We start from the raw sequence: 12,568 nt of genomic DNA, 5'->3' as shown, positions 1-12,568 counted from the left end.
CCATAAAGGGGCGGTTTCATGCATATAGTGACAGATAGTTTAATAACGATTCTGATTCATTTTAATTACTTTGTATTGTTTTACATGATTTTTGTAAATGCTATTTATACCCTTCTCTTTTTAGTGTCGATTCACGCTTTATATATTCATCGACAAAAAAAGAAGTATTGGTCTTATGAGGATATGTTAGCATCTAATTACACCCCGCCGTTATCGCTTATCATCCCTTGTTACAACGAAGAGAGCACCATCAATGATAATGTGAAAGCATTGTTAAGTATGAATTATCGTGAATTTGAACTCATCATTGTAAACGATGGTTCTAAAGATAGTACTTTAGATCAACTAATTTCTGAATTTGAATTACAAAAAATAAAAATGCCTTACAGAAGAAAACTAAATACAGAAGAGATCAATGACATCTATTTCTCACGTTTATTCGATAATATCGTTGTTGTCGATAAAAAAAATGGTGGAAAAGCGGACGCTTTAAATGCTGGTATTAATATTTCTAAATATCCAATTATTACAGCGATAGATGCAGATTCTATTCTTGAACGTGATTCACTAGCTAAAGTCATTCGCCCCTTTGTAGAAGACCCTTCCGTAGTCGTATCTGGTGGCGTCATTCGTCCTGTGAATGATTGTGTCGTAGATAAAGGCTTTATTGAATCCATTCACCTAAGCAAAAAACATTTAGTGCGCTTTCAAACAGTAGAGTATTTAAGAGCCTTTCTATTTGGACGCTTAGGTTGGGGAAGCTTTAATGCTTTACTGATCATTTCAGGTGCCTTTGGTGTGTTCAATAAAGATGTTGTCATTGAAGCAGGAGGCTACACAGAGGATACAGTTGGGGAAGATATGGAATTAATTGTTAAGATTCATCGAAATAGAAGAAAACTTAAAAAGCCTTATAAAATTGTTTTCATTCCTGATCCGGTATGTTGGACCCAAGTACCAGAAGATCGGCGTATTTTAAAAAACCAACGTAAACGCTGGCATAAAGGCTTAATGGATACAATGCTAAACCATAAAAGCATGCTTTTAAATTTCAAATATGGCTCAGTTGGTTTAATGGCGATGCCTTATTTCTTCTTAGCTGAAATGCTTGGTGGTGTCATAGAGGTCTTCGGTTATTTATTTGTACCATTATCATTCCTATTAGGTATTGTTAGCTTCGAATTTTTCATTGTGTTTCTCATATTATCCATTTTATATGGCATATTTTTATCAAGTAGTGCCATATTGTTAGATGAATATAGCTTTTCAAAATATAATCATGTAAAAGAATACCTAATTCTTATTCTATATAGCATATTAGAAAATGTCGGATATAGACAAATGAATGCTTGGTGGCGTTGCAAAGCTTTTTTCGAGTACAGAAGGGGTAAAAAAAGTTGGGGAGATATGACACGTACACAGTTCACAGCTGAGACAACTAACAAAAAAGATAAACAGTAAACGAAAAGGTAGGTTATAGGATTGTTATAATCCATTAACCTACCTTATTCTTATGCTATTTAAGCGTATCGATAAACATTTCGCACTTGATTCGTTTGATTACGATCCGGGCCGACTGAAAAGATCGATAGAGGGATTTGCGTTAACTGGGAAATACGCTCAATATAGTGACGCGCATTCGCTGGTAAATCATCTAAGCTCTTAGCGCCTGTAATATCCTCATCCCAACCTGGTAACTCTTCATAAATCGGTTCACATTCGGCTAGTTCTTTTAAGCTGGCTGGGAATTCTCGCGTCACTTCTCCTTTGTAACGGTAAGCCACACAAATTTTTAATGTCTCAATACCCGTTAACACATCAATCGAGTTCAGTGACAAATCGGTAATGCCACTCACGCGTTGAGCATGAGAAACAACTACACTATCAAACCAACCGACACGACGCGGGCGTCCTGTTGTCGTACCGTATTCATTTCCGACTTCACGAATTTTATCACCGATCTCATCATGTAATTCTGTTGGGAACGGGCCATCACCGACACGTGTCGTATACGCTTTTGAGACGCCTACGACATGATTGATTTTAGAAGGGCCGACACCAGACCCAATCGTCACGCCACCTGCAATTGGGTTTGACGAGGTCACAAACGGATAAGTCCCTTGATCGATATCTAGCATTACCCCTTGAGCACCTTCAAATAAAACACGTTTCCCAGCATCTAAAGCATCATTTAATACAACCGATGTGTCAGCAACTAGATGTTTAATCTCTTGGCCATACTGGTAGTATTCATCCAAAATATCTTCGACTTTGATCGCTTCTTGGTCGTACACTTTTGTAAGTAAGCGATTTTTATCGTTCAGGTTTTGAGTTAATTTATTTTGAAAAAGCTCATAATCTAAAAGATCAGCGATTCGTATACCGATACGAGCAGCTTTATCCATATAGGCAGGCCCAATCCCTTTCATCGTTGTCCCAATTTTATTGGCACCTTTTTCTTCATCTTGTAGCTGATCCAGTTTAATATGATACGGCAAAATGACATGGGCGCGATTACTAATTTTTAATTGGTCCGTTTTCACACCTAAATCATGTAGATACTTAAGTTCTTTAACAAGTGCTTTCGGATCAATCACCATTCCATTTCCTAATACACTGACCTTTTCATTGAAAAAAATACCTGAGGGGATTAAATGTAATTTGTATGTGACATCGTCAAACTTAATGGTATGTCCGGCATTATTTCCACCTTGGTAACGTGCAACAACCTCTGCATTTTGGGATAAGAAATCTGTAATTTTACCTTTTCCTTCATCTCCCCATTGTGTCCCGACTACAACAACTGATGACATATGTTTTGACCTCCACCGATTGATTTAATAAACGTACGAGTTAATTCGATAACATAGATCATTTTAGCAATCACTAACGCATTAGTCAATTTAATTACGAACATTTATCAATATATTTAACTCAACGTTCGTGTTCGATCTATTCAGGTGATTAGTTTAATCTATTTATGCGATTACAAACTAAACCCGCTCTTCTCATGAGAAGAGCGGGTTTATAAAAGGGGGTAAAACCAATGTTTATAATTTGTTAAAGATTCATTATTATTTATTCTTTTTCTTTGATGCAATGTCTAAATAAACAGCAAAGATTAGAATTAAACCTTTTACAATATACTGCCAGAATGGAGCAATGTTCATCATGCTCATCCCATTATCAATACTAGCCATAATAAGGGCACCTAAAATCGAGCCGACGATCGTACCCACACCACCTGCTAAACTCGTTCCGCCGATGACCACAGCTGCAATCGTATCAAGTTCGTACATATCACCCGCACCAACCGTACCAGCGTTTAATCGGCTTGTTAAAATGATACCACCAACAGCACCAAGTGCACCCATTAAGATAAATACATAGAGTAAGTTTCGTTTAATGTTAATCCCTGAGAGTTTCGCTGCTTCTTCATTACCACCGATCGCATAAATATGGCGACCGAATGTGGTGTTTCTTGAAATGAAGATGAATATTCCTGCAATGACGAGCAAGATTAATAAAGGAACAGGTACACCTTGATAACGGCTTAGCATGTAGACAAATCCTGTCACAAGTACTGAGAAAACCACCATTTTTCCATAATCAACAACGGGTGGTATAACCGTCATGTTGAGATCTGCGCGACGTTTTCGTTTACGCATTATCGATACAAAACCTAATACAATCAGTACAGCTAAAAGAATATAGCCTAATGCGAATGGAATATACGCCTGACCAATCGCTCTAAATGAGGTATTCATTGGGGCAACGGTTTGACCGCCGCTAATCCCGAGTAAAATACCACGGAAAATCAACATGCCACCCAATGTGACAATGAATGCGGGAACACCTTTGTAGGCAACCCACCAACCTTGCCATAATCCTAAAACAACACCTGCGAGGATTGTAACGAGAATAACAGGTAACGTTGACCATCCATGCCATACTTGCAGGATCGCTGCAATACCACCTGTTAGACCAACAATGGACCCGACAGATAAATCAATATGACCGGCTACAATGACGAGTGTCATCCCAACAGCTAGAACACCAATAACTGTCATTTGTCTTGTTAAGTTCGTAATATTACGTGAGGAAATAAAGTCCCCATTTGTCATAATCGTAAAAATTGCAACGATTAAAAGCAGGGCAATAATTAGTGTGTATGCCCGCATATCAAATTTAAATTTCAATTTATTTTTCATGGGTTTCGCCTCCTGTTGCCAGCTTCAATATTGCTTCTTGATTCGCCTCTTCACGTGTTAATTCACCCGTAATGCTATAATCTGCCATCACTAACACTCTGTCAGACATGCCTAGCAGTTCTGGTAGTTCAGAGGAGATCATAATAACACTGACACCTTGTTCTGTTAATTCATTGATTAACTTATAGATTTCCTGCTTCGCCCCTACGTCAATACCACGTGTCGGTTCATCAAGAATAAGCACTTTTGGATTGGTCATTAACCATTTACTTAAAACGACTTTCTGTTGGTTACCACCAGAAAGCGTTAATACAGGCGTCTCAAGTGATGGTGTTTTAACACGCATTTTCTCATTGAAGTGTTCTGTTTGAACGACTTCTTGCTCTTTTTGCAGGAATGAAAGTGAGGAAATTTTGCCAAGGGAGGCTAATGTTGTATTCTGAGCGACATCCATGCCTAAAACAAGACCATAGCGCTTACGATCTTCAGACACATAGGCTAATCCGTAATCAATCGCTTCTTTGGGGCCTGCTATACCGTAGCGTTTTCCGTCAATTTCAACGGTTCCTTCTGCTTTTCCTTCATAGCCACCAAATAGACTCATAGCAAGCTCTGTTCGCCCTGCACCCATTAAACCACCAATGCCAAGTACCTCACCTTTTTTAAGATCAAAGTTAATATGTGATGTCACAGGCGTGCCTGACCCTTTTAATTTGAAAGCAAAATCTTCTACTTTCATAATCGTCTCTTTTTTTCGATTATCTTGATAAGGGAAGAGATTTTTTAGTTCTCTACCAACCATCAGCGAAATAATATCATTTTCAGTTACTTCACTAATTGCTTTTGTATCAATCGTTTGACCGTCTCTTAAAACGGTAACTTCATCAGCAATCTGCATAACTTCTTTTAGTTTATGAGAAATATAAATAACTGTAATCCCTTGTTCTCTTAGTTGATTTAAAATCTCCATTAAAATCTCGACTTCTTCTTCTGCTAATGCAGCTGTTGGCTCATCCATAATGATGATCTCGCAATCTTTTGATAATGCTTTCGCAATTTCTACAAGTTGCTGTTGACCAACACCTAATGAACCGACTTTTTCTATTGCTTCAACTGATAATCCTACCTTTTTCAGCCATTCATTCGCTGATTCATTCATATCTTCCCAGCTAATAATCCCTTTTTTAGCTTTTTCGTTACCTAAAAAGATATTTTCAGCGATCGTCATATCTTTCACAAGTGCAAGTTCTTGATAGATAATGGTCACACCCGCATTTTCCGAGTCTTTAATTGACTGGAATTTTTGAACATTACCATTAATCACAATATCACCATTATAATCCCCATATAGAAATACACCACTTAACACTTTCATTAATGTTGATTTTCCAGCACCGTTCTCACCACAAAGTGCATGAATTTGACCTCGATTCACTTTGAATGTGACATCATCTAGTGCCTTAACCCCCGGGAATTCTTTTGTGATCTGTTTCATTTCTAATATCGTATCCATTATGTCACCACCTTAATTCTCACATATGAAAAGGTAAGATGGGAGGAAAGCCCCCCATCTATCCTAAATTATTCACCGTCGTAATCAGGTCTTTCATCTTCAGGTACGTTGCTATAAACATCTTCAAAGCTGTGGAATCCATCTTCGATAACTGTTTCAATTACATTTGACTCATCAACTGCAATTGGATCTAACAGAACAGATGGTACATCAATGACACCATTTTCAATTTCATCATCAAAGTCAATGTCTTCACCTGTACCAACAGATACCGCTAACTCTGCTGCTTCTGATGCAATCAGGTGAATTTGTTTGTACACGGTCATCGTTTGTGTACCTTCTACAATACGCTGTACACCTGCTAAGTCCGCATCTTGACCTGAAATAGCAACTTCTCCGTCTAAACCTTCAGCAGCTAATGCTTGGATCGCACCACCAGCTGTATTATCATTTGATGCGACAACGGCATCAATTTCATTGTTGTTTGCTGTGAGGGCATTTTCCATAATTTCTAGTGCTGCAGATGCAGACCAATCATCAGCCCATTGATCACCCACGATTTCAATATCACCACTATCTACAAGTGGTTCAATAATATTCATTTGACCATCACGGAACATTTGTGCATTATTATCTGTTGGAGCACCACCCATCATGAAGTAGCGACCTTCAGGTACTTGGTCTACGATATATTCTGCTTGCATTTCACCTACACGCTCATTATCAAATGAAATATACGCATCAATTTCAGCATTGTTAATCATACGGTCATAAGCGATTACTGGAACACCTTCATCAACCGCTTCCTGCGCGACTGCTCCAATACTATCTGAATTATGTGCAATAATAACAAGAACATCGACACCTTGGGTTAACATATTCTCAACTTGACTCGTTTGAACTGCTTCATCCCCATCTGCTGATTGGACAATGACTTCTGCTCCATGTTCTTCAGCCGTTTCTACGAAAATATCACGGTCATGTTGCCAACGTTCTAATGTTAAATCGGCCACTGATAACCCAATTGTTAAATCACTTGCATCATCTGCTGAATCCTCTTGTGCGTCTTGACCACACGCTGCCAAAACAAAAACTAACATACTAATTAATAAAACGCCTACCATCTTTTTCATTACTATTTCCCCCTTCTTAAATTATGAGATGTCCACAATCCATCGTTGCGGTTAATTACACTTTATCAAGTTATCAAGCATAATGTATGCGTTTTCATCTTCAATTTTTAGCAAAGACCTAGACAATTTTGTGAAAGGAAAATAAAAAAGAACATCCCGATAAGTGTCAGGATGCTCTGTCTTCTATTCACTGGTTGCTTTTCATCTTAGATTCTCGGTACTCACTTGGGCTCATGCCGGTTTCTTTTTTGAAAACACGGCTGAAATAGTTTGGATCTTTATAGCCCAAGTCCAGTGCGATTTCTTTTAAAGATTGTTTCGTATGGCTTAATAAATCTTTAGCTTCTGTTATACGACGCTCTGTTACGTATTGAATGAAAGACTTGCCAAAGCGTTCTTTAAATAGTTTACTAACATAATACATACTTAGACCTGCTTGATCGGCCGCTTCTTCTAATGTAATACCCTCATGATAGTGATGATCAATATAGCTTTTCAGCTGATCGAGTGCATGGGTCATATCATCTGCACGCCAACGATTGACATCTTCTGTGACCGATTTAATATGTTGATGCGTCTGCTCTCGTAATTGTGTTAAATTCGAAATCATATCTGATGAAAAACGTTGGCTATGGACGCCTAATTCTTCTAGAGCTCGGTGTAAGACAACAAAAAATTCTTCAATACGGGCTTTGACTGCATTAAAACGAAAGCCATTCATTTCAGACACTGACGTGATATAACGTAGAAATTCTTCTTCGATGTACTGTATTTCGCCTTGCTTAACCGCTTCAATTAAACGACTTTCTTTCGCGAAATCATGATGAGCCGTTTCTGTGTCCACTTGATGATGAATATGGAACCTAGCGCCTTCTGATTGCCTAACAATAGAAAGAGCTGAAATAGCTTCTTCATACGATCTAGAAAATTCACTTTTTTGTTGGATCATGCGCCCTGCTCCCATTAAAACACCAAGTCCACCGATCCGTTTATTCAATCTAGATACGAGATGTTGTACACGCTTTTCCATGGATTCAGACTGTTTTTCTAGTACAAGTAGAACCGGGATATGTGTGCCGAGCACTGGTCCTGTGATCGTTTTAGGATGAGAATGTAACAATTCTTCTTCCATTGCTTTTCGTATCCTAGCCAACTCATCATGTCCACCTTCTCTAAGCGAAACAACAGCAGCAAATACATCCATTTGCATTAATTCATCTAAACTTTCATCTTGTATCCCATCAACATGATAATCCATTAAAAGACCTAATATGCGATTAGCTCTAAGTGATGACATATACGTATCGATTCGTTCTTCTTGCCTTTGTCTTTCAATAATTTTTGCTTGTTCCTTCTGATGTTCAAACAAAACCTGATCGATACTTGTTAAAAATTCGGATTCTTTTACTGGTTTTAGTAAATATTCTTTCACGCCATATTTCATCACTTGACGTGCATATTCAAATGTATCATACGCTGTCACCATAATAATCTTTCCGTCTGGATGAATCTTTTTGCTTTTTTTAACGACATCCACACCTGTTGTACCTGGCATTTGAATATCTAAGCAAATTAAATCTGGCTTATGCTCTTCAATCAACTTAATCGCTTCATCACCATTACTTGCCTCACCACAAATTTCAAGATCAGGGCGATTCACTTCTATAAACTTTCGTTGGGTAACGCGCTCCAGCTTTTCGTCATCTACTAATAGGATCTTCATCGTCATGACTCGCTCTCCTTATCTTGAATTGTTTTCGGTATAATTATGGTTATGACCGTACCCTTACCTTCAGTACTCTTTATTTCGAAGTAAGCATCGGGCATCACATGATTGAGCCTTGCCATCACATTAGGCAAGCCAATGCCAGTTGAATGACCTTTACCCTCAGTCGCTGTAACTGCACCTTCTTGCGCTTTTTGATAGACTGACTCAATTGTATCTGTTGACATGCCCTTTCCATTATCCGAAACAGAGATATACACATCACCATCTGTTTCTTCTACAGAAACTACAATTTTAGCCCCTTCAACCATCCCTTCTGTTCCATGGATAAATGCGTTTTCAATTAACGGTTGTAACGTTAATGCGGGGATCGGTATATCTAGACATGATTCATCGATATCAATTTGAACAGATAGTCGGTCACCGAAGCGCGTTTCTTGGATGAGTAAATAATCTTGGATGGCTTCAAGCTCATTGCCTAAAGTCGTTGGCCGTTCAATATCTCTTAAGTTATAACGTAACAATTTTGATACACTATTCATCAATTCACTCGATTCCTTTGCGCCTTCAATGTAAGCAAGGCGTGAGATCGTGTTGAGTGTATTAAATAGAAAGTGAGGATTCATCTGATTTTGAAGGCTTTTTAATTCTGCTTCTTTTAATAACCTTGATAAACGTGATTTTTCTTCAATTGCTGCCACATTTTGTTGAACATTTCGCTTCATGTCATTAAATGTTTCAGATAAAAACCACAGCTCATCTTTTACTTTTGTCTTTACATCTGGTCCATCAAATTCTCCTAAGGCAATTTCTTTAGCTGATTCGGTCATTTTTTCAATGGTAGACGTAGACCGGTATGTAAACCAATACGCAATTAAAAAACCAGTTGATAGCACAAATACAATTAGTGCAATCCCTGCTTGTTGAACGGTCGTCACTTTAGCATCAGATAGTTGAAAGATCTCCTCATATTCGTTTAATTCATGATCAATCAATGTTAATGTCATTTCATCGATATATTGAACAATGGTTTCAGCTTCATTTAAATGCCTGGAGTAGGTTTGAACATTGTTCGATACAACACCTGTTTCAGCTAAAGCAAGCTCTTCATTTAAACTGATGAGCATATGCCGGTAATTTTCCAATTCGAATGAGTACGGTAGCGTATCAATCAGGTCGTTAACCCATGTAATCATCTCTTCTAAGCGTTCTCGTTCACTTACATAGTTCAAATATTGCGAGCGATCGGATTCTAAAGCATACAAATGCATAGAATCATAGGTTTCATGCGCTTGATTAGACACTTGATTCAGCTGGAGGAATAGGTCTAAATTATCTTCATACAGCTGAAAAACTTGTTCATTTGTTCGATGTTGCAGCACATATACTCCGCCCGCTAATGTAATAATAGCGAAAAAGTAAATCAGCAGTTTTGTTCTTAATTTCATCGAGGATCCCTCCCGTCAAACGGGAAATCTGCTAAATTATCTTGCCTTAATACATCAACAACCGTGTGTTGAATCTCAGGATACGATTCACCATTTAGCAGTCCCACTAATGTTTCGACACTTTTGTACCCCATTTCATAAGGTTGTTGTGAAATAATCGTATCCACTTCACCACTTCGTAATAAAGCTAATGTTTCATCAAGAGAGTCAAAAACAATCGTATAAATCTCTTCTTTTTGTGGGTGTTCTTTAAGTGCCTCGGTAATACCTAGTCCGTCTAGTGCACTTGTTCCGTAAAAAGCATCCACCTCTTCTTCTTCTCTTAATATGGCTAGAGCCTCTTGCTCTGCTTCAATCCGTGTATTATTCGAGACTTCAGTTCGAATGATTTCCAATTCTTCATATTCACTAATCGCATCTTCAAACCCTTGGACTCTTAGTCTTTGATGCGTTGAGGTTAAACTATTGGTGATAATCGCAATATTTCCTGTTTCGCCTAAGTCGTTGACTAAAGCTTCACCAGCTGTAAACCCTGCTTGGTAATTATCTGTACCAATATAACTTAGTCTGTTACTCGACGGGGCGTCTGTATCAATGGTGACAACAGGTATGTTGCGGTCGATCGCTTTATTAATAAGGGGCTGAAACATCTCTTCACTGACCGCTTGAACAATAATACCATCCACACCACCAGCAATTTGCATATCCATTAAACGGTATTGTTCTTCATAATTGGTTCGCCTCGTGCCTAAATATTTAACATCGACATCTAAATCTGTTTCCGCTTCTCTGACGCCTTCTTCAACAATGTGCCAGTACTCATGATCCATCTGTTCTGTAATCAATGCAAGGCGATATCCCCTGTCTTCTTCTGAGTCACGACGCACTGCTGCAATCTCTTCATCTATCTCTCTTACTTCTTGAAAATAATAGATCGAAAATGCTAAAGACGTGACGATGAACACCGTAGTCAGACTTGTAACAACCTTAAATAACACACCCATCCCCCCTTTAAAACTCACCTTTGTTTAATGGTAATACAAAGTTTTTGTTAACGTTATCATAGCAGATCATGGCGTATACTGTCGATTTTTATTTTATTTTTAACTATAAAAAAAAGACCCCTAAAAGGGATCGTTTTATGCTGGAGGTACGTCTGCGCTGTTATAGCGATGATCCAAATCGACGAATTTATTATATTCTTTAATAAATGCAAGTTCGACTGTACCAACAGGACCGTTACGTTGTTTTGAAATAATGATTTCAATAATATTTTGTTTTTCAGACTCTTGGTCGTAATAATCATCACGATATAAAAAGCCAACTATATCGGCATCTTGCTCAATACTTCCTGACTCACGTAAATCCGACATCATCGGACGCTTGTCTTGTCTCTGTTCAACTCCACGAGATAGCTGAGACAATGCGATAACAGGTACGTTCAATTCCCGAGCGAGCCCTTTTAAGGCACGAGAAATCTCTGATACTTCTTGTTGGCGGTTCTCTTTAGCTGATGCACCACTACCTTGAATGAGCTGTAAGTAATCAATTAAGATCATCCCTAAGCCATGTTCTTGTTTTAGACGACGGCATTTAGAACGAATCTCGTTCACACGAATACCTGGTGAATCATCAATGAAAATCCCTGCATTTGATAAGGAGCCCATTGCCATCGTCAATTTACCCCAGTCTTCTGTTTCTAAGTGTCCTGTACGAAGTCTTTGTGAGTCAATGTTGCCCTCTGCACAAAGCATACGATTAACGAGCTGATCTGCCCCCATCTCTAAACTGAAGATCGCGACATTTTCATCTGTATTAATCGCAACGTTCTGAGAGATATTTAAAGCAAAGGCCGTCTTACCAACTGATGGACGTGCCGCGACAATGATCAAATCATTGCGTTGAAAGCCTGAGGTGATATGGTCAAGGTCTGAGAAGCCTGTTGGGATCCCCGTCACTTCTCCATCTTGTAAGTGCAATTGTTCAATGTTATCATACGCTTCAATCAGTACATCTTTAATATTTTTGAATGCACCTGAATTTTTTCGATTACTGACTTCTAAAATGTTCTTCTCAGCTTCACTTAATACTTCTTCAATCTCATCTTCTTTTGTGAAACTTTCAGTAACAATGTCTGTTGCCGTTCGGATTAAACGACGAAGAAGCGCCTTCTCTTCCACAATTTTTGTATAATAACTTATATTTGCAGCTGTTGGTACCGCTTCGGCAAGTTCTGTTAAGTAAGAAACACCGCCTACATCATCTAACAGTTGACCGTTTTGTAAGGCTGTTGTCACCGTCACTAAATCAATCGGCTCACCCTTATCTGTTAGCTGCATCATGACTTGGAAAATGCGTTGATGTGCGGCTCGATAAAAGTCATCTGGCATTAAATACTCAGATGCTTGTGACATTGAATCTGGTTCTAAAAAGATCGCACCTAATACAGCTTGTTCTGCTTCTATATTATGAGGTGGGGTTCGATTTTCTTCCCATGCTTCTGGCATCGTACATCCTCCTAGCCTTTCCAATTGCTT

9 protein-coding genes are annotated in these 12,568 nt (G+C 38.5%); 1 reads left to right on the top strand and 8 read right to left on the bottom strand.

What is annotated here, in order from left to right:
* The first annotated feature begins 18 nt into the window (after positions 1–18).
* A complete protein-coding gene (locus BLR62_RS09925) occupies positions 19–1,461 on the top strand; it encodes a glycosyltransferase family 2 protein (protein ID WP_090796434.1) in 1,443 nt (480 codons plus the stop codon).
* 59 nt (positions 1,462–1,520) lie between these two features.
* Here the strand turns inward: BLR62_RS09925 and BLR62_RS09920 are convergent, their stop codons facing one another.
* The 8 genes from BLR62_RS09920 to dnaB form a co-directional block, all read right to left on the bottom strand.
* Positions 1,521–2,813: an adenylosuccinate synthase gene (locus BLR62_RS09920; protein ID WP_090796431.1), complete on the bottom strand. Its 1,293-nt coding sequence runs from the start codon at positions 2,811–2,813 to the stop codon at positions 1,521–1,523.
* Between the two features lie 261 nt (positions 2,814–3,074).
* A complete protein-coding gene (locus tag BLR62_RS09915; protein WP_090796430.1) occupies positions 3,075–4,211 on the bottom strand; it encodes a sugar ABC transporter permease in 1,137 nt (378 codons plus the stop codon).
* Positions 4,201–5,724: a sugar ABC transporter ATP-binding protein gene (locus BLR62_RS09910; protein WP_090796428.1), complete on the bottom strand. Its 1,524-nt coding sequence runs from the start codon at positions 5,722–5,724 to the stop codon at positions 4,201–4,203. The genes BLR62_RS09915 and BLR62_RS09910 overlap by 11 nt, the downstream gene beginning before the upstream one ends.
* A gap of 68 nt (positions 5,725–5,792) precedes the next feature.
* Complete coding sequence (gene xylF, locus BLR62_RS09905) at positions 5,793–6,857, bottom strand: D-xylose ABC transporter substrate-binding protein (protein ID WP_090796426.1); 1,065 nt, start codon at positions 6,855–6,857, stop codon at positions 5,793–5,795.
* 187 nt (positions 6,858–7,044) lie between these two features.
* Positions 7,045–8,586 carry a helix-turn-helix domain-containing protein gene (locus BLR62_RS09900; RefSeq protein WP_090796423.1) on the bottom strand — a complete coding sequence of 514 codons (1,542 nt, stop codon included), beginning with the start codon at positions 8,584–8,586 and terminating at the stop codon, positions 7,045–7,047.
* Entirely contained in the window at positions 8,583–10,031 is a 1,449-nt protein-coding gene (locus BLR62_RS09895) for a sensor histidine kinase (RefSeq protein WP_090796420.1), read from the bottom strand. Before BLR62_RS09895 ends, BLR62_RS09900 begins: the two co-directional genes overlap by 4 nt.
* Positions 10,028–11,029: a sugar-binding protein gene (locus BLR62_RS09890; protein ID WP_176759273.1), complete on the bottom strand. Its 1,002-nt coding sequence runs from the start codon at positions 11,027–11,029 to the stop codon at positions 10,028–10,030. The genes BLR62_RS09895 and BLR62_RS09890 overlap by 4 nt, the downstream gene beginning before the upstream one ends.
* Before the next feature lie 141 nt (positions 11,030–11,170).
* On the bottom strand, positions 11,171–12,538 hold the full coding sequence (dnaB, locus tag BLR62_RS09885; protein ID WP_090796416.1) for a replicative DNA helicase: 1,368 nt from the start codon (positions 12,536–12,538) through the stop codon (positions 11,171–11,173).
* Positions 12,539–12,568: the final 30 nt, after the last annotated feature.

The sequence above is a fragment of the Pelagirhabdus alkalitolerans genome, from assembly GCF_900096905.1.
GTDB lineage: Bacteria > Bacillota > Bacilli > Bacillales > Amphibacillaceae > Pelagirhabdus > Pelagirhabdus alkalitolerans.
Note: the sequence above shows the minus strand (reverse complement) of the source record. Positions and strands in the feature narration are given on the sequence as shown.

Excerpts from the sequence above, each read along its gene's own strand:
- BLR62_RS09925 (WP_090796434.1), top strand. The coding sequence starts at position 19 with ATGCATATAGTGACAGATAGTTTAATAACGATTCTGATTCATTTTAAT.
- BLR62_RS09920 (WP_090796431.1), bottom strand. The coding sequence starts at position 2,813 with ATGTCATCAGTTGTTGTAGTCGGGACACAATGGGGAGATGAAGGAAAA.
- BLR62_RS09915 (WP_090796430.1), bottom strand. The coding sequence starts at position 4,211 with ATGAAAAATAAATTGAAATTTAAATTTGATATGCGGGCATACACACTA.
- BLR62_RS09910 (WP_090796428.1), bottom strand. The coding sequence starts at position 5,724 with ATGGATACGATATTAGAAATGAAACAGATCACAAAAGAATTCCCGGGG.
- xylF (WP_090796426.1), bottom strand. The coding sequence starts at position 6,857 with ATGAAAAAGATGGTAGGCGTTTTATTAATTAGTATGTTAGTTTTTGTT.
- BLR62_RS09900 (WP_090796423.1), bottom strand. The coding sequence starts at position 8,586 with ATGACGATGAAGATCCTATTAGTAGATGACGAAAAGCTGGAGCGCGTT.
- BLR62_RS09895 (WP_090796420.1), bottom strand. The coding sequence starts at position 10,031 with ATGAAATTAAGAACAAAACTGCTGATTTACTTTTTCGCTATTATTACA.
- dnaB (WP_090796416.1), bottom strand. The coding sequence starts at position 12,538 with ATGCCAGAAGCATGGGAAGAAAATCGAACCCCACCTCATAATATAGAA.